The sequence below is a fragment of the Streptomyces sp. NPDC127177 genome (assembly GCF_042672475.1).
Classification (GTDB): domain Bacteria; phylum Actinomycetota; class Actinomycetes; order Streptomycetales; family Streptomycetaceae; genus Streptomyces.
Map to the genome: position 1 here is coordinate 1 of NZ_JBHXUW010000071.1, position 18,284 is coordinate 18,284.

An 18,284-nucleotide genomic window follows, 5' to 3' on the forward strand; every position below is an offset into this window, starting at 1 on the left:
GGCCGGCGAAGGCCGGCCGCTCCCGCCCGCCGCTCACACCGCGAGTGGTTCCAGTTCACGCTGGAACCTGCGCTCGTCCCGGGCGATCCGGGTCAGCGGATGCTCGTCGCCGAGCTGCCTGGCCAGCTCCTCGACCGTCTCCGCCCTGACCTGGAGCGCCTCGTCCTCGCGTCCCATGGCATCGAGCGTGACCGCCATGTTCGACTTCATGGCGAGCGTCTCCGGGTGATGCGCCCCCAGGACCGCCCGGAACTGCCCGACCAGCCGCCGCTCCGTCTCCAGCACCAGTTCCAAACCGCCCCGGTCCGCCGTGGTGTTGGCCAGGTTCATCACGCTGAACAGCGTGTTGGGGTGCTCCCGCCCGTACACCTCCCGCATCGAGGCGACCACCCGGGTCAGCACCTGCTCCGACTCCTCGGCCGCCCCGGCCCCCCGTAGATAGACGCCCAGGTTGTTCAGGGCGGCCAGGGTGTACGGGTGTTTCTCGCCCGGCACCTTCATGTACTGGTCGACGACCTCGCGCGCGGTGTCCCTGGCCTCGGTCGCCTCGCCGGCCGCGAACAGGTCGGCCGCCAGATTGAGGTCGCAGGCCAGCGACTCCGGGTTGGCGGAGGTGTACTTGGCCCGGTACCGGGCCCGGGTCGCGACCGTCAGCCGGCGGGCGTCCTCCAGCCGTCCCGCCCGGCGCAGCGACACGGCCAGGGCCTTCGCCGCGCTCAGCGTGCCGGGGAAGGACCGGCCCAGCGTGGCCTTGTAGCTGTCGTAGGTGCGGCTGAGGATGCCGACCGAGTCCTCGTACCGGCCGACGTCACGCAGGTCGCGCGCCAGGTTCATGGCCGAGGAGAGGCTGTACGGATGTTCCTCGCCGAGCACCTCGCGGCGCCGGTCGAAGACGTCCTGGTCGATCTCGCGGGCCTTGGCGTACTGGCCGATGGACCGCAGCGTGAACGCCAGGTTGTTGGCCGCGGCCAGGGCCCTGGGGTGCGAGTCGTGGAAGATCTGGTTGAACCCGTCGGTGGCCTCGGTGGCCAGCTCGATGGCCCTGGTGTACTCGCCGAGCGTGCCGAGGTCGGTGGCCAGGCTGCTGGTGCTCATGTACGTGTGCGGGTGCTCCGGGCCCAGCACCTCCCGCTGGGTGGCCAGGGTGATCTCGTCGAGCTCCATGGCCTCCACGTACCGGCCGCGCGAACGGTAGATGTTGGAGAGGTGGAAGCAGAGGTAGAGGTACTGGATGTCCCGCTCGCCCAGCGTCTCGCGCCAGATGTCGCGCAGCTCCTCGCAGAGCGTGGTGGCGGTCCTGAAATCACCGCGCTTCCAGAGGTAGCGGACCCGGTCGATCAGCAGCCTGCGGGCCTCGGGCTCCTTGCAGTTGCGGGCGTCGGACGGGCCGAGGTGTGGCCATATGGTCGCGAACTGCGGCCAGTTGGCCGGGTTGTCGATCGGCTCGTCGTCATCGGGGCGGGCGCCCGCCAGGATCCGGTGGACGGCGTGCCGGGCGTCCTGCTGCTCCTCCTGGCTGAGCTGCGCCCGGATGACGGCCTGGACGAGCCGGTGCACCTGGATGGAGTTGGAGACCTGGTCGACCTTGGCGAGCGCGAACCGGCCGATCTCCCGGATGACCCGGCCCAGCACCAGCTTCTCCTGGAGCGAGGGGTCGTACGGCTTCAGTGCCTCGATCATCTCCTTGCTGTACAGGAGGTTCCCCGAAATCGGCTCGGGGGCGAAGAAGGCGCAGAGCTGGAGCAGCCGCACCGCGGCGGGCGAGCGCTCCTTGAGACGCTGGATGGAGATGTTCCAGGTCGCGGCGACCGGCTCGGGGTAGCCGGCCGGCTGGTTGAGCGCCAGGACCTCCGGGGCCTGCTGGGCGAGCTGTTCCAGATAGGTGTCGATCGGGGTGGCGGTCTCCGCGATCCAGGCCGCGGCCTGTTCGACGGCGAGCGGCAGGTCCCCCACGGCGGTGGCCACCTGGGCGGCGTCCTCGTCGCTCAGTCCCGGTGCCCGGCGCTGGAGGTGCTCGATGGACTCCTCGCGCAGGAAGACGTCGACGGGCAGGGCGTCGCCGTGCTGAGACCAGGCCTGGTTGCGGGAGGTGACCAGGATGTGCCCGGAGCCGCCCTGCGGGAAGTAGCGGCGGAGCCGTTCGGGGTCGTCGGCGTTGTCGAAGACCAGCAGCCAGCGGTCCGACGGCACGCCGCGCCGCAGCAGGTCGACGGCCTCCTGGGATGCGGCCGCCATGTCGTCGCCGCCCTGGGCGCCGAGCCGGACGGCGAGTTCGGCGAGACCGGCGACCACGTCGTCGGTCTGCTCGGACGATATCCACCAGACCAGGTCGTAGTCGGCCATGAACCGGTGCACGTACTCCAGGGCGACCTGGGTCTTGCCGACGCCGCCGAGCCCGTACAGCGTCTGCGGCTGGGGCAGCACGACGGCCATGCCGCCGCCGAGCTGGTCGCGCATCCGCTCCAGGACCAGGGAGCGGCCGGTGAATCCGGGGTTGCGCGGCGGTGCGTTCCAGATCCGCGGGACGGTGCCCGGGAAGCGCGGTCCGGGCGAGACCCCGTCGGTGATCTGTACGGGCCGGTCCAGGGCCCGTAACAGCGCCGCGGTGGCGTGCACCTCGTCGAGCCGGAAGAGATCGACGGGGTTGCGGTCGATATAGGGCGCGGACAGCCGTACGTCGCCGACCCTGAGCGGCAGCAGATGGCGCCGCCCGCCGCCCGGGTCCTCGGCGACGGCCCGGTCCCAGAGGCTCACCGCGCGCTGCGACTTGAGGTAGGCGCTGGAGAGGAGCACCACCGTCCGGGCGGCGTTCTCGGCGGTGATGGTGGCCGGCTCCTGGGGTCCCCGCTCGGCGGAGACGTCACGCGGCACCACCCGGAAGCCGGCCCGGGTGAGTGCGGACTCGATCCAGTCGGCCCACATCCGGTTCTCCGCCACGTAGCAGAGGAAGAGATCGGCGGGCAGGGCGGGCCTGCGCCGGGTGAACGCGTCCCGGATGCGCAGCCGCACCTCTTCCCCGACCGGGGGCATCGAGGTGATCTCCTGGTCGGTGACGACGGCGGCGAGCCGCTCGAAGGCGGAGAGCAGCGAGTTGGTGAGCCCGGCCTCGTCCCCGAAGGTGGCCAGCGTCTCCTCGTACGCGTAGTAGGGGCGGTACGGGATCTCCACCGCGCCCCAGTAGGCGGTGAGTTCGTCGCCGGACAGATCGCGCGGCAGCCGGTCGAACTTGAGCCGGGCCAGCGCCCGGCCGGCGTCCGCCTTCTCCTTCTCGCCCTCGTCGATGCGCATCGGGACGGGGAAGATGGAGATGGGCCGGCCGGTGTACCGCTCGGAGATCTGCCGGGCGACCGAGGCGGCGCCGTCGATGGACTGGTCGCTGAGGGTGAAGCAGTCGACGAGCACATCGGGCAGGTGGACGGTACAGATGTCGGCGATGTCGCTGAGGCCGGTGCGGCTGTCGATGAGGACGTAGTCGTAGTTGGCCTTCATGTCGTCGCGCAGGGCGTCGAAGAAGTGGCCGCCGCCGAGCCGGTCGTAGAAGTTGTCCCAGTCGAAGGTGGAGACGGTCGCGGAGTATTCGCGGTTCTGCCGTCCGGCGGAGACGAAGTCGAGCGTGCCGCCCTGCGGGAACTCCCAGCCGAGCGCCTCGGGGGTGAGCGAGACCGCGTGCGGCTGGATCCGGGCGTAGTCCCGGTGCCAGTCGTCGGCCCGCTGCACCGGGCTGGTCGCGGCCCAGGCGTACTCGGTGATCAGGTCGATGACACCGGTGGTGGCACCGAGGGTGGAGGGGTCGAGGAAGGGGTGGAAGAACCGGTGGAGCCCCGGCGCCTCCAGGTCCCAGTCGACAGCCAGTACCCGTTTGCCGTTGGCGGCGAGGATCCAGGCGGTGTTGGCCAGGGCCATGGTGCGCCCGGTACCGCCCTTGTACGAGTAGAAGGTGACGATGCGCCCGTCACGACTGGCCGTCATCCGTGTCCTCCGCATCCGTCGAAGCGTCATGTGTTCCGGGGATGTGCTGGGTCTGCGCCATCGGTCCCATCAGCCGCGTCCGTTCGGTGTGCCCCGCGCCGCCGGTGGCGGGCAGATAGACGGCCGCGTGTCGCAGATACTGCTGGGCGGCCACCTCGACCACCTGCGGCAGGATCTGGCCGAAGGCCTCCATGCTCGGTACGCCCTTGGCGGCGGCGCGGCAGTAGGCCCGCCCCTGGCGCATCTTGGTCGGCATCGTCCGTTCGAGCTTCTCGGTCAGCTCGGCCTCCGCGGCCCGGCTCTCGTGGTCGTCGCGGTTCCACGGGACGACCATCGTCACCCAGGGGCGGTTCTCGGCGTCGAAGGCGGCGAGCCTGCGGCACCGGTCCTCGTCCTGGAGCGCCCAGCGGTCCACGAGCAGGATCTCCGGTGTGGTCGGGGACTGTTTGCCGCCCGGGTGGCCGGGTTCCTCGTCGAAGGACGCGACGGTCGCACGGTAGTTGAGGGAGCGCACCAGGTCCTCGGCGACATAGGCCAGGGGCCGCGCGGCGTCCGGGTGGTAGGGGTTCCAGTCCTGCGGGTTGTCGCCGTAGTAGTCGGCGTTGCGGCCCTCGGGCAGGTCGTGGCGGGTGGCGGCGGCGATGGTGACCTGCATCGGGCGGGGGCCGCCGGTCCCGCTGCCCGCCGAACCGAAGGCGCTGGGGGCCAGCCGGTAGTCGACGGGGCGGCCGGTGCCGATCCGTACCGTGTCGGCGACGCTGACGATGCGCTTGGCGAGCTCGTACACCGCGCGCTCGTACTCCTCGTTGAAGAGCTTGAGCTTGATCAGACCGTAGAGGCCGTCGCTGACGTAACGGTCCCCGAAATCACGGTGGTTGAACTGTAATCTCTCAGCGGGCCCGGGGAGCTGGCTGGGCGGTACCGGCACCCAGAGCGCGGGGACTATGGCCTCGGCCGGCTGGTTGGAGCGGGCCCGGTAGTGGATGGCGCGCTGGGCGAAGGCGTACCACTCCTTGCCGCACATCTCGCTGGCGAAGTAGCGCGGCGAGAACAGGGGGACGAAGACCCGGCAGGTGGCGAGCACCTCGCCGAGCCGTTCCGACCAGCCCTCGCCGGACCGTATCTCGCGGTCGATGAACCCCGCCGGCGCACCGGCGGGCAGATCGGTCATGGCCATCACATGACCGCAGAGATCCTGGAAAAGCCGTTCGACCCACATATCGGGGTCCGTTCCACCGCCGTACCCCGGTGTGTGCGCGTAGCTCAAGAAGAAGTACGGCCGATGGTCCGCCGCTCGCTGCTGCGTCGTCGCGTGCACACGACCCCCGTCCTGTGTGAGCACCCGCACCCGAGGAGTGAAGAGAATGCGAGCGAATTCATCATTCCGGAGCGGACCTTGCTCCACCCCCATGGCGTTCGGTCATTCAACGCCACTTTTCAGTCATCTGTGCCCAGGTCCTATCGATCACACGCGTGATCGAATTCGGTCTGCGCCCGTTCCTCCCAGTTGTCCCGACTCCGCCGGGAGTTCTTCTCGAACCGGAATCCGGCCTTCAGAATTCTTTTCGCATCCGGGCCAGCAGCCGTTTCCCGCCGACGGTGAGTTCGGCCGCCCCCTCCAGCGTGTCGAGTGCCTGCGGTACGCCGTCCCGGTACCGGGGGTCGAATGCCGCGAGTGCCAGCCGTTCATACGTGCCGGACAGCAGCAGGGAAAACGGAACCAATTCTTCCCCCCAGGGCATTCGATGTTCCCAGGAGCCGTCCGCCGCGTAAAGATCCGCGACGTCCACAAGTGCCCGGAATTCGGCGCGGCGCGCTCCGCGCAGCAGCGCGAGCACCAGCGTGCCGGCGCTCTCCTCGACCCCGATTCCCAGCGCGCCGTACCCGTGCCTGCCCACCGAGGGCTCGCCCGGCGCCCGGCCGGTCAGCGGGGTGAGCGTCATCGGGGTGCCGAGGGACCGCGCCCCGTACGCGGGGGCCCGTTCCTCGATCAGCGCCCAGGCCTCGGTGACTGCGGCGGCCAGCCGGCCGGCCGCGGCTGCGCCGAGCGTGGCCGCGGCGGGCGCGGTGAAGCAGTCGCGGTACGGGTCGATGTCGTCGATCACGAAGCCCGGGGCGTCTCCCGGCAGGGCGTGTCCGCGCACCGGGAGCCAGCCCCGCCCCGGCCGGTGCACGGCCTCGATCCGCGACTCGCCGGGCGTACCGTCCGCCCGGCCGGCCAGGAAGCCGTCCTCGGTGGCGCGCACCAGCACGGTGCCGCGCTCCCCCGGTCCGCCACAGGTCAGCCGGCCCAGCGTGGGCAGGACCAGCGCGCCGTCCCGGTAGGTCACCGGCGCGGGGAGGTCGAGGCCGGCCCGCACCACGGCTGCCGCGAGCAGCGCCCGCAGGCCGTCCGCCGCGGCCGTCCCGGCCCCCGGCCGGTCCTCGTGCAGCGCGTCCAGCGCGTCGAACAGCCAGGTGCGGGTGTACGGGTGGGCGAGCACGTGGTCCAGGCCGCGGGAGCCCTCCTCCGAACCCTCCAGACCGGCCGCCAGCTCCCACGCGGCCGCCCAGCGCTCGCCGCCCCGGCCGGCCAGGTCGCCGTGCAGGCGGGCCAGCAGGGTGCGGGTCAGATCCTCCTGGGCCGCGAGCAGTTCGGCGGGGCCGGCCACCGCGGGCGCCACGGAGACGGCCGGGGTACGGGCCTCGATGCCGTGTACCAGAGCGGCGAGGTCGTGGCAGTACACGGACGGGTTGTCGAACCCCTCGGCCTGCGCGCCACGGCCGGGTCCGCCCGAGCTGTAGCGGTGGGTGTACAGGCCGCCGCCGCACGAACGTACGACGGGACAGCGGCGGCACGTCTCACTGACGCCCTCCAGACCCAGCTGTCTGGCCCGCACCCCCGGGTGGGCCGCGACCTCGTCGAAGGCGTGGGTGAAGACGTCGAATCCGGTGGCCGCCGCACCCTCGTAGGCGCTCTTGAGCGAGTCGACCTGCTCCAGGCTCCCGTCGGTCTCGACGACGACGAGGTCCGTGGGCGCCAGCCCCAGCGACTCGGTGAGGCTGGGTCCGCCGTTCAGCGTGGAGAGGACCGAGGAGAAGATCCGCACCGGCACCGGACGCCCCTGCTCCTGCCAGCGGTCGAAGACCGCGAGGAGCCAGTCGGCGTAGGCGGTGGGCGATCCGTCCGGGCGGGGCGGCGGATCGTCCCAGGTGGCGTGGGGAAGCAGGAAGTCGATATGCGGCGGTTCGAGCTCGATGAGGGCGTCCACGACCGCGCGCGGGTCGTTCTCGATGTCGACGGTGCACAGGAGACCGAGGTTGAGATGGCGGTAGCGCTCCTGCCGTAACAGCTCCACGGCCTTGAGCACCAGGGGATGGCTGCTGCGTCCGTCGGCGAAGCGGCGGTGCCGGTCGTTGGCCGCGCGGTCCCCGTCGAGGGAGATGCCCACCTTGACGTCGTACTCGCTGAAGAGGTCGAGATAGCGCGGGCTGAGCTGCAGACCGTTCGTGTGGATGCGCAGATCGAGCGCGGCGATGCCGTCGAAGGCGGAGGTCAGCTCTTCGCAGATGCGTCGCAGCCGGGCGGGACCGGCGAGCAGAGGCTCCCCTCCGTGCAGGATTACTGACACGGAGGGCAGTGCGTGTGTCTTGGCATGCTCAGCCAGGCGCTGAGCAGTCCGGAAAATGACGTCGTCAGAGATTGTCTTCGGGCGGGTTCGCCAGCTCTGATCGGCATGTTCGTAGACATAGCAATGGTCGCAGGCAAGATCGCACCTGCTGTGCACCTTGAGGACTACTTCGCGGAAAGGGACCAGGGGTCCTGTCATTCCACCAGTCTAGCCAGCCCGGAAGGGTAATCCGGCAGTCCGGCCGTCGGGGAGGAGCGATCCGGAATACGGGGTCAGAGGGACGAGTTGAACGTAGCTGCCTGGATGGGGCGACCGGCGGAGGCGACGTGCACCCGACCGAGCTTCCTGGCAGCTTCGCCACCACGCGCGTCGATCGCGGCGAGCGGCACACGGCTCTTCTTCGCAACGGCGAAGGAGAGGGAGGATTCAGAGGTCTTCACGGCCGTCCTTGAGGGGATTCGTTCCGATGGAATGGTTCCGGACAGGAAACCAGCGTTGGCACCTGCACCATTGCAGTGTCCGGCGGCACGACTTTACTCTCATGACCTCGGTTGGCAACTGAGGACGGCTACTTGGAACAAGAGCGTCACACGGGACCGGCCCCGGCCAAGCGGAACCAGAGGTTCCGCCATCGGGGTGACGACATAACCGCAGACGGGAGTGAACATGACGGCGATTCCCGGACCACTGCAGAGCATGGTCTTCAGGAACGCTGATCTGCCCGAGCTCTTTCACCACACGGACGCCATTGCGGTCGCACGCCAGCGGGAGGCCGTGAATACCACCCGCTGGCAGCTGATACTGCTGGTCGCGGGCACCGTACCGGCCGCGCTGCCCTGGCGCGCCGAGGTCGCCGGTGTGCTCCAACTCACCGACCTCGCGGCAGTGTTGGCCTATCTGGGTGTCCTGATCGCGACCTATCTGACCTCTCGGCGCAAAGCAAAGTCGCATTGGCAACTCAATCGCTCTGCGGCGGAGTTCATCAAATCGATGTGCTGGCGTTACTCCGTGCACGGCTCACCTTTCGATACCGGCACACAACACCCCGAAGCGGTGTTCGCCAATCGCCTCGAGGAGGGGCTTCAGGAGCTCCGCAAGGTGGGCTGGTCCGATCCCCGGGACCGGACGGCGGATTCCGGCGGACTCATCACAGATTCCATGCACGCATTGCGCGACAAGGCTTTCACCGTACGAAAGGAGACATATGTGCGGGACCGGCTGATCGAACAGCGCAGCTGGTACCGCAGGCGCCAGGAGGTGTCCCGCCGGGCCACCGTGGTCTGGTCGACCACCATCGCCGCGCTGACGGCGCTCGCCCTGGTGCTCGCCCTGTTCAGGGCGTTCTCGGCGGGCCAGTCCTTCGCGCTGACCGGGGTGCTGTCGGCCGCGGCCGCGGCCTGTCTGGCCTGGTCCGAGATGCGGCGCCACCATCCGCTGATCTCCGCGCACTCCCTGGTGGAGAAGGACCTGGAGTCGATGCAGGTCGCGATGGAGACCACGCTGACCGAGCGGCAGTGGCCGCGGGCGGTGTTCGAGACCGAGCGCATCGTCTCGCCCCAGCACACCGACTGGCTCGCCCGGCACCGGACGTGACGGCCCGGCACCCCATGTGACGGCCCGTCCCGCCGCATCTGCCGGGTCGGGCGCGTTCGGCCCCCGTGGCGCCGAACCGGATGTGAGGGCCCGTCCGGCCGCACCGGGCGGGTCAGGCGCGTTCGACCCCGTCGCGCCAGATCACCGTGACCGGGCGGCCGAGCTCACGGGCGTACATCACGATGTCGCCCGTACCACCGAGCCCGCGGGCGGGCCGTCCGTCCCAGACCGCGAGCAGCCGGTCGCAGTGGTCGGCGATGTAGGCGCCTGCGGCGTAGTACGCCTCGTCGGTGGAGTGCGGGTAGTCCAGCCGGACCTCCCGCACGGCCCGCGCCTTCAGGCTCCGGTAGCGGGCCAGTTCGGCGCCGTCGGCGAAACAGGCCTCGTAGTCACCGCTGGGGATGACCGCGATCAGTTCGGCTCCGTGGGCGAGCGCGAGGTCGGCGAAGAGCTGGTCCGCCCCCACGGCCAGGCTGGACAGTGCCTCCACCGAGCCGTCGAACCCGCACAGCGCCGCGCGCATCGCGGCCAGCACATGGGCCTGTGCCTCCTGCGGGATGCTGCGGTGGCCGGTCACTCCGATGCGTTTCACGGACCTGGAACCCCCTGGGGTCTCGGCCGGGGGTTCCCGGAGGGCACCCCTCCGGAAGGCACAGCAGCCGCCCCCGTTGTTCCTGCGTGACCGTCCTGTGCCACATCCTCTCAAAAGCCGCGGGGTCAGCGGGAGCCCCCGCCCGGAATTCGGGCGGGGGCTCGGCGTGTTCGACTTGCGCTTTCGAGACAGCGGCCGGCTCCGGGGGGCGCAGCCGGCCGCCCGGCCGTCAGTAGATGCTGACGCCGTACGCGCTGAGCGCTTCGGTGACCGGCTGGAAGAACGTCGTGCCGCCGGAGGAGCAGTTGCCGCTGCCGCCCGAGGTGAGGCCGATCGCCTTGGAGCCGGAGTAGAGCGGACCGCCGGAGTCGCCGGGCTCCGCGCACACGTTGGTCTGGATCATGCCGTAGACGACATCGCCGCCGCCGTAGTTGACCGTGGCGTTGAGCGCGGACACCGTGCCGCTGTGGATGCCGGTGGTGGAGCCGCGGCGGGTGACGGACATCCCGACCGTGGCGTTGGCCGCGCTGGTGATGTCGACGCTGCCCACAGTGCCCTCGTGGCTGACCGCCGCGTTGTCGTAGCGCACCAGCCCGTAGTCGTTGGTCGGGAAGCTGGAGCCGACCGTCGGACCGATGTAGGTGGTGTTCGAGGAGTTGGTGTACCAGGGCGGGTTGCCGTCGGTGCAGTGGCCGGCGGTCAGGAAGTAGTACGTGCTGCCGCTGCGGACGTTGAATCCGAGGGAACAGCGCCAGCCGGGTGCGTAGATGGCGTCGCCACCGGAGAGCAGCTTGCTGAACTTGCCGGGGGTGTGCTCGATGCGCAGGGCGCCCGCGTTGGCGCCCGCGGAGTCCTTGATCTGCTGGATCTCCGCGGCGGAGACCGTGCTGTCGACCGTGACGACGAGCTTCTTGGTCGCGGGGTCGACGGTCCAGGCGGTGCCGGCGACGTCGGCGCCGAGCACGGCGTCACTGGCGGCGGAGAGCTGGTTGGCGCTGTACGTTCCGGCCGAACTGGCCTGTGCGCTGGGGACAGCGAGCGCGGCGACCGCTACGAGACCTGCCGCAATAGCGACGGCCCTGCTGCGTCTCGCGATACCGCTGAGGGGGGTGGTGCGCTTGATCCTCACTTGTCATTCCTCCCGAGGGGGGCCGGGGGTCCGCCCGTGGGGTGGCCGGACCCGTGAGGCGCAGTCAGAGGGCGCGGCAGGTGTCCGCATTGCGAACATGCCGTGCTCCTGACAAGCGCTGCTCGGGAGTATTCAAGGCGTCAACTTCCCGCGCAAGAGGGCCTCTTGGCCTGAGCTTGCGCTCACGCGCACACGTCCGGCCCCGGCGGGTGACACCTGCCGGGGCCGGACGTCGTCGGGCGGAGTGGGTGATTCAGCCGTCGGTACGGTTGCGCTCCCCCGCTTCGACGGCGACCGGAAGGGTGTTGCCGGGCGGCGGGAAGGGGCAGATGAAGTGGTCCGCGAAGGCGCAGGGCGGCAGCAGCGCACGGTTGAGGTCGACCGTCACCGTGCCGTCGGCGGCCGGGGCCCCGGGCCGCAGGAACCGGAAGCGGTAGCTGCTGTTCCCGCTGGTGGCATCGGCGAAGACGGCCCAGAGGGAGCCGTCCGGCTCCACGGCGACCTGGAGTGTGTGCCCGGTGCCGTCCAGCTCGAAGGCGATCTCCCCGCCGAGGCCGAGCCCGCGCTCGACGCCGTCGGCGTTCTCGACCCGGACGGTGCGCGAGGTCTCGTACGGCCGGAAGGTGCCCGGCAGGCTCCAGCGCGCCTCGTACGGCGTGGCCTCGATGGCGCGGAAGGCCCGCCGCGCCGCGGAGTCCGGGTCGAAGTCCCGTACCGCCCAGAGGCCTTCGCGGCTCAGCACGAACAGCCTGCGCTCGCCGTGCGCGACCCGGGATCCGTCGATCGGGCCGCGGTCGGCGCCGAGCCGGATCTGCCCGGTGAAGGGCTTCCCGTCGACGGTCAGTCCGTCCTCGGGTCCCGCGGTGAGCTCCAGCTCGTCGCCGTCCTCGCGCCACTGCCCCGGAACGGCCGGAATCCGGCCTCCCGGGTGGTCGGAGACCCAGTGCGTGCCGGTGAGGGAGAGCGGTCCGTACGGTGCCGAGACCGTGGCGGTGCGCTCCTCGTGCCAGCGGCCCCAGTCCCGCGCCGCCTGCTGCTGTGCGTCCGTGCTCATGGGGTCAACCTTTCCATACGGGCTCCGCGAGCCCGAGGTGCGACCGGAGGGTGGAACCGGTGTACGCGGAGCGGAAGACCCCGCGTTCCTGGAGGAGGGGGACGACGTCGTCGACGAAGTCGTCGAGGCCGGCCGGGGTGAGATGCGGTACGAGGATGAAGCCGTCGGCGGCCCCGGTGGTGACGAATTCGGTCAGTTCCGCCGCGACGGTCCGCGCGCTGCCGATGAACGACTGCCGGCCGGTCGCCTCGATGACCGTCTGCCGGATGGAGAGCCCCTTCTCCCGGGACAGCGCGCGCCAGCGGGCCGCGACCGCGAGGGGGTCGCCGTGCCGGACCCGTCCCTGGACGAGCTCCGAATCGGGGACCGGATCGGTCTCCGGGAGCGGGCCGTCCGGGTCGTACGAGGAGAGATCGTGGCCCCAGACCTGCTCAAGGGCGAGTATCGCGTTCTGCGGTGACACCTGCTGGAGGCGGATCAGGGACGCCTTCTCCCGGGCCTCGGCGTCGGTGTCGCCCAGGACGAAGCCGACTCCGGGCATGATCTTCAGCTCGTCGGGCTCCCGCCCGTAGTTGGCCAGCCGCGCCTTGACGTCGGCGTAGAAGGTCCGGCCCGCCTCCAGGGTGCCGTGCCGGGTGAAGATGATGTCGGCGGTGGACGCGGCGAACTCACGGCCCTCGGCCGAGTCACCGGCCTGGATGACGACGGGGTGGCCCTGCGGGGAGCGCGGCAGGGTGAACTCGCCCTCGACGGAGAAGTGCTCGCCGTGGTGGGCGAAGGAGCGCGGGGCCCCGTCCGGGGTCCAGGAGTCCCACAGCTCGCGGGCGGTGGCGACGAACTCGGCGGCCCGGGTGTATCTGTCGGCCCGGTCCAGATAGCCGCCGCGGCGGAAGTTCTCGCCTGTGAAGGCGTCCGACGAGGTGACGACGTTCCACGCGGCCCGGCCGCCGCTGAGATGGTCGAGGGTGGCCAGTCTGCGGGCCAGCTCGAAGGGCTCGTTGAAGGTGGCGTTGACGGTGGCGGCGAGGCCGAGCCGGTCGGTGACGGCGGCCAGCGCGTTGAGGACGGTGAGGGACTCGGGACGGCCGACGACGTCCAGGTCGTGGATGAGCCCGTTGTGCTCGCGCAGCCGCAGCCCCTCGGCGAGGAAGAAGAAGTCGAACAGCCCGCGCTCGGCCGTGCGCGCGAGATGTTCGAAGGAGGAGAAGTCGATCTGGCTGCGGGACCGGGGGTCCGCCCAGACGGTGGTGCTGTTCACACCCGGGAAGTGGGCGGCGAGATGCATCTGTTTCGGGGCGGTCGTCATGCCCGTTCTCCTTGGAGGGCGTACCGGTTGGCCGGGCGGGCCAGGCCCAGGTGTTCGCGGAGGGTGCCGCCGGGGTGGAAGGTCCGGAAGAGGCTGCGGTGCTGGAGCAGGGCGACCGTGCCGTTGACGATCCGCTCCAGATCGCGTTCGGGGGTGATCGGCGTGAGGTGGAATCCGTCCACGGCTCCGGCGCGGTGCCACTTGGTGATCAGATCGGCGAGATCGACCGGCCCGCCCCGGTAGTACGTGCCGTGCGCGGCGAGCGGCGGTCCGCTCTCCAGCCCGGGTTCCGGGGCCGATTCGGCATCGCCGAGGTCGACGGTGAGCGCGGCGAGCACCCGGAGGGTGTCGGGATCACGCCCGTGGGCCGCGGCGCGGCGGCGTACGTCGTCGCGGATCTCGGCGGTCCGCTCGGGTGTGGTGGCCCGTACGAGCACGACGTCGGCGTGGCGGGCGGCGGCCTCCCTGGCCGGACCCCCCGTGCCGTCGACGACGGTGACCGGGTGGCCCTGCGGGGGCCTGGGCACGATGGCCGGTCCGCGGACGGTGAACGCGGCGCCCTCGAAGTCGACGTAGTGGAGCCTGTCGCGGTCGACGAATCGACCCGTGGCGGTGTCCCTGATCTCGGCGTCGTCCTCCCAGCTGTCCCAGAGCCGCGCACCGACGTCCGCCACATCGGCGGCCTCCCTCCACAGCTCGGCGGCGGGTGCGGCCGGGCGGCGGCCGAACAGCCGGGCCTCGGCCCCGGTCGTCGACACATCGACCTGCCAGCCCGCCCGGCCGCGGCTCACCCAGTCCAGGGTGGCCACGGCGGACGAGACGTGGAACGGCTCGGTGTGCGTGGTGGTGACCGTCGGCACGAGCCCGATCCGGCGGGTGGCGGGCGCCACCCGGGACAGCACGGCGAGCGCGTCGGGCCCCGGCCGGGCGAACGAGTCGCCGAGGGTGACGAAGTCGAGGGCGCCGCGCTCGGCGAGCTGGGCCAGGGCGGTGTAGTGCCCGGGGTCGTAGCGGGGCGGGCCACCGATCTCGGCGGCGAGGTGGAGGGGGCGGATCGGAGGCATGACGGGCCCTTTCGGCACGTTTCGGATCAGGTTCCGGGTCACAGGACCTTGGAGAGGAAGGCGCGGGTGCGCTCGTGCCGGGGCCGGTCCAGCACTTCGGCGGGCGGCCCCTGTTCGACGATCCGTCCCTCGTCCATGAAGACGACGGTGTCGGCGGCCTCACGGGCGAACCCGATCTCGTGCGTGACGACGATCATCGTGGTGCCCCGGTCCGCCAGGTCCTTGATCACGTCGAGGACCTCGCCGACCAGTTCGGGGTCGAGCGCGGAGGTGGGTTCGTCGAAGAGCAGCAGCTTCGGTTCGATGGCGAGCGCGCGGGCGATGGCGACGCGCTGCTGCTGGCCGCCGGAGAGCTGCCGGGGGTAGGCGCCCGCCTTGTCGGCGAGGCCGACCCGGTCCAGGAGTCCGTGCGCGGCGGCGGAGGCCTGCTCCTTCGGACGGCCGAGCGCGGCGACCGGGGCCTCGGTGATGTTCTCCAGGACGGTCAGGTGCGGGAAGAGGTGGAAGTTCTGGAAGACGAAGCCGATCCGGGTACGGCGGCGCAGGACCTCGCGCTCGGGGAGTTCGTACAGCCGGTCGCCCTTCCTGCGGTAGCCGACGAACTCGCCGTCGACGGTGATCGAGCCCCGGTCGGCCTTCTCCAGGTGGTTGACGGTGCGCAGCAGCGTGGACTTCCCGGAGCCGGAGGGGCCGAGGATCACCGTCACTTCGCCGGGGCGCACCGACAGGTCGATGCCGCGCAGGACGTGCAGGGAGCCGAAGCTCTTGTGCACACCGCGGATCTCCACCATGGCGTCGGCGGGGTCCCGGACGCGGTCGGCGGCCGGATCGCTCTTGGGTGGACGGCTGATCGTTGTCATGGGGTTCCTCAGGCGGTTCGGATCGGTTGCGCGGGCCGGGTTCAGTCGTCGGTGCCGGTGAGGCCGCCCAGGAGGGTGAGGGCGGCGCGTGCGGTGGCGTCGTTCTGCCGGAAGGCCGGGCCGCCGGTGCGCGGCCGGGTGAAGGCGCCGCCGGCGCGGGCCGCGGTGTGCGGGCCGAGCGCGAAGCGGCGCGGGTGCGGGCGTCCTTCGCGGTCCAGGACCCGGCCGTCGTCGGGGTCGACCGCGAGGAGTCCGGTGGCGGTGGCGCCGGCCCCGTCCTCGTGCAGGGTCCGCAGCAGGGTGCTGCGGGTGCGTTCCGGCGAGGGGTCCGGCAGCCGTGCCTCGACGAGGGCACGGGCCTCGATCCCCTCCCCGGGCACGGTGGCGCTGCCGGCCCGGAAGACGCCCTGCCGCTCGTCGGCCTCGACCGTCATCCCGGCGCCGAGGAAGCGGACGACGCCGGCCCTGGAGAGCGCGAGCAGCTGGCGCAGCCGCGGGCCCGGCGGACCGGATGCGAGGTAGCTGAAGAAGCCGTGCCACCAGCCGCCGATGTCGCCGAACCGGATCAACTGGCCGTAGGCGGAGAGCAGTCCGAGGAAGACGGCGAGGTCCTCGCTGTGCCCGGGGTCGTGCCTGCGGTCGAGGTCGGCGGCGATGTAGTCGCGCGTCGCCTCCTGGAGGGCGTCGTACGAGTCGTGGCGCACCCCGTCCAGCGGGTGGTCGAGCGCCGCGATGTCCAGCCGGTCGGCGGGGTCGGGGACGGCTGCGGCGACCAGGGCCCGCAGGTCGTCGCTGCCCGGCTCGGCGGTCGCGTACTTCTCCTCGAACGCGGTCCGGTCGGCGGTGGTGCGCTCTGGGTGGGCGGTGAAGAGCCGGTGGTAGTGGGCGTACCCGAGCTCTTTGTCGATATGTGGCCATATGTCGCGGAGGAAGTCGAGCGGCTCCTTCCGGTTCAGCAGCTCCTCGGTACGGTCGGGGCCGAGGAACCGCGGCAGCGGTGGCCGCTCGCCCTGCCAGCCGTATCCGATCTTGGAGTGGTACGGGACGCCGCGCCGCGATCCGACGTGCAGGACGGGCTCGCGGCCCGAAGGCACGTACGCGCCGTTCTCGTACCGTCCGCCGCGGCCCTCGGTGAGCAGCACCATCAGGTCGATGAAGGCGAGTCCGAAGCCACGCACTATGACCGGCTCGCCCGCGGGCAGGGCGCTCAGATCGGTGTCGGCCGTGAAGTCGGGCGGCAGATGGACGAGACCGTGCCGGTCCGCGAAGTCGGACAGTCCCAGCTGCTCGGCGTCGGGTTCGGCGTCCAGGTGACCGATGGTGAGGACCACCAGATCGGCGACGAGCGGTTCGGCGCGGCCCTCCAGCAGGATGCTCTGGCGGCCGTCCCGCGGACCGGTGACGCGCAGGGCCCTGCGGCGGTGTTCGTGGACGGTGACCGAGGGCGGGAGCGCGGCGAGCGACTGCTCGTACACCCAGCGCAGATAGGCGCCCTGGAGGCGCCGGCTGGGGAAGTCCTGCCCGGTCAGCGTCTCGATCTCGGCGCGGATCGTGGGCTCGGCCGCGTCGCCGGGCGGCCGGATCCGTCCCTCGCGCACGTCCGCCGCCCAGGCGTCGAGTGCGGGGCCCGGGCGTACGGGCCCCTCCTGGCGGACGGTGTCGTCGGTGAACATGGTGACGTCCTCGGCCATGGAGTTCATCCACAGCAGCGGCGACTGGTCGTGGCGCCAGATCCGGCCGCCGCCGGGCGGGTACGGGTCGACGAGGTGCAGGTCCAGCGGCCGGTCCGGGTACAGCGCGGCGGAGTTGGCGGCGATGCGCTCGATCAGTCCGGTGCCGCGCGGTCCGGCTCCTATGACGACCAGCGAAGGCCGGCGGCTCACCGGGCGTCCGCGGTGCCGCGTGCGTAGTGACGTTCGACGTAGTGCTGGCCGACGCTGAGCAGCGAGGTCACCACGACGTACCAGAGCGTGGCGACCAGCAGCAGCGGGATGACCTGGTAGGTGCGGTGGTACACGAGCTGGACCGAGTACAGCAGGTCCTGCACGGCGATGATGCTGACGATCGAGGTGCCCTTGAGGGTGCCGATCAGCATGTTCCCCGCGGGCGGCACGATGGAGCGCATCGCCTGGGGCAGCACGATCCGGTACAGCCGCCGCCAGGGGCCGAGGCCCAGGGACTGGGCGGCCTCCAGCTGTCCGCGCTCCACCGAGAGGATGCCGCCGCGGACGACCTCGGCCGCGTAGGCGGCCTCGTGGAGCGTCAGCCCGATGACGGCGACCGTGACGGGTCCCAGGAGGTTCACGGTGCGGACGCCGAGAATCTCCGGGTAGAGGGCGCCGATGTTGAACCAGAACAGCAGCTGGACCAGGATCGGCGTGGACCTGAAGAGCCAGACGTATCCCCAGCCGACCGCCTGGAGCACGCGGTTGGCGGAGAGCCTCATGACGGCGAGGAGCGTCCCGAGCGCGAAGCCGAGCACCATGACGAGTGCGGTGAGCCAGAGGGTGAGCCAGAGGCCGCGCAGCACCGCCGTGGTCAGGAAGTAGTCGCCGACGACGTCCCACTGGAAGGCGTCGTTGCGGATGACGGAGTTCAGCGCGAGTGCCAGCAGGGCCAGTACGACGACGGCGGCCGTCCACTGGCCGGTCCGGCGCACCGGGACGATGCGCGGCAGGTCGGCATCGTCGTCTTCGAGGGGCGGGGCCGGAAGTGCCGGCGGGAGGGTGTCTGTCCGGTCGGACATGAGAGGGCTCCGTGGATGCGGCGATCGAACACGGGGCGTGCCCTCGGCACGGAACGCGACAGCTTGGAGCGTGCGGTGGACCGGGCCCCTCAGCGCGATCCGCCTCCGAGGTAAGCGCTGTTCACGACGGGATGTCAAGCCTGTCCACACTGTGAGCCATGTCCGAGGGCCAGTTGACGGGCCACTGGATGCCTGTTCCACTTGGGCCATGCATTCGCAGAAGTGGCTGGTCAAGCGCTCCCACATCGACTTCGGTCGCGTGTGGTCCTGTTCCTGTTGAGCTGACCCCCTGCGTCTCCCGCTTTTCTGGCGCCGTGAGCGGCGCCTGAGCCTTCCTCCCCGCGTGCCCTCGCGTACGCG

At 71.1% G+C, this 18,284-nt stretch carries 13 protein-coding genes; 1 reads left to right on the forward strand and 12 read right to left on the reverse strand.

Annotated elements, in window-relative coordinates:
• Nucleotides 1–33: 33 nt before the first annotated feature.
• From fxsT to fxsA, 4 genes are all read right to left on the reverse strand, one after another.
• Nucleotides 34–3,969 carry an FxSxx-COOH system tetratricopeptide repeat protein gene (gene fxsT, locus ACFVJX_RS31335; protein ID WP_384131960.1) on the reverse strand — a complete coding sequence of 1,312 codons (3,936 nt, stop codon included), beginning with the start codon at nt 3,967–3,969 and terminating at the stop codon, nt 34–36.
• Entirely contained in the window at nt 3,953–5,311 is a 1,359-nt protein-coding gene (gene fsxC / locus ACFVJX_RS31340) for an FxsC protein (RefSeq protein ID WP_384131981.1), read from the reverse strand. The genes fxsT and fsxC overlap by 17 nt, the downstream gene beginning before the upstream one ends.
• Before the next feature lie 211 nt (nt 5,312–5,522).
• Nucleotides 5,523–7,778, reverse strand: coding sequence for a radical SAM/SPASM protein FxsBH, inactivated beta-hydroxylase extension form (fxsBH, locus tag ACFVJX_RS31345; RefSeq protein WP_384131957.1), 2,256 nt, complete (start codon nt 7,776–7,778; stop codon nt 5,523–5,525).
• Nucleotides 7,779–7,852: 74 nt separating this feature from the next.
• Nucleotides 7,853–8,020 (reverse strand): FxSxx-COOH cyclophane-containing RiPP peptide, encoded by a 168-nt coding sequence (fxsA, locus tag ACFVJX_RS31350; RefSeq protein ID WP_384131953.1) that lies wholly within the window; start codon nt 8,018–8,020, stop codon nt 7,853–7,855.
• A gap of 226 nt (nt 8,021–8,246) precedes the next feature.
• Between fxsA and ACFVJX_RS31355 the strand changes: the two genes are divergently transcribed.
• Nucleotides 8,247–9,173 carry a DUF4231 domain-containing protein gene (locus tag ACFVJX_RS31355; RefSeq protein WP_384131950.1) on the forward strand — a complete coding sequence of 309 codons (927 nt, stop codon included), beginning with the start codon at nt 8,247–8,249 and terminating at the stop codon, nt 9,171–9,173.
• A gap of 112 nt (nt 9,174–9,285) precedes the next feature.
• Here ACFVJX_RS31355 and ACFVJX_RS31360 read toward each other — a convergent pair whose 3' ends face one another.
• The 8 genes from ACFVJX_RS31360 to ACFVJX_RS31395 form a co-directional block, all read right to left on the reverse strand.
• Entirely contained in the window at nt 9,286–9,765 is a 480-nt protein-coding gene (locus ACFVJX_RS31360) for a hypothetical protein (protein ID WP_384131947.1), read from the reverse strand.
• Between the two features lie 229 nt (nt 9,766–9,994).
• The gene (locus tag ACFVJX_RS31365) at nt 9,995–10,894 is read right to left on the reverse strand and encodes a S1 family peptidase (RefSeq protein WP_384131944.1); all 900 of its coding nucleotides are present in this window, start codon (nt 10,892–10,894) and stop codon (nt 9,995–9,997) included.
• A 253-nt stretch (nt 10,895–11,147) separates the two neighbouring features.
• A complete protein-coding gene (locus ACFVJX_RS31370; protein WP_384131941.1) occupies nt 11,148–11,948 on the reverse strand; it encodes a DUF1684 domain-containing protein in 801 nt (266 codons plus the stop codon).
• A gap of 4 nt (nt 11,949–11,952) precedes the next feature.
• The gene (locus ACFVJX_RS31375; RefSeq protein WP_384131978.1) at nt 11,953–13,233 is read right to left on the reverse strand and encodes an NtaA/DmoA family FMN-dependent monooxygenase; all 1,281 of its coding nucleotides are present in this window, start codon (nt 13,231–13,233) and stop codon (nt 11,953–11,955) included.
• A 17-nt stretch (nt 13,234–13,250) separates the two neighbouring features.
• Nucleotides 13,251–14,318 (reverse strand): LLM class flavin-dependent oxidoreductase, encoded by a 1,068-nt coding sequence (locus ACFVJX_RS31380; protein WP_384131938.1) that lies wholly within the window; start codon nt 14,316–14,318, stop codon nt 13,251–13,253.
• A gap of 38 nt (nt 14,319–14,356) precedes the next feature.
• A complete protein-coding gene (locus ACFVJX_RS31385; RefSeq protein ID WP_384131975.1) occupies nt 14,357–15,109 on the reverse strand; it encodes an amino acid ABC transporter ATP-binding protein in 753 nt (250 codons plus the stop codon).
• A 110-nt stretch (nt 15,110–15,219) separates the two neighbouring features.
• A complete protein-coding gene (locus ACFVJX_RS31390) occupies nt 15,220–17,061 on the reverse strand; it encodes an FAD/NAD(P)-binding protein (RefSeq protein WP_384131936.1) in 1,842 nt (613 codons plus the stop codon).
• Nucleotides 17,058–17,924: an amino acid ABC transporter permease gene (locus ACFVJX_RS31395; RefSeq protein ID WP_384131933.1), complete on the reverse strand. Its 867-nt coding sequence runs from the start codon at nt 17,922–17,924 to the stop codon at nt 17,058–17,060. The genes ACFVJX_RS31390 and ACFVJX_RS31395 overlap by 4 nt, the downstream gene beginning before the upstream one ends.
• Nucleotides 17,925–18,284 lie beyond the last annotated feature (360 nt).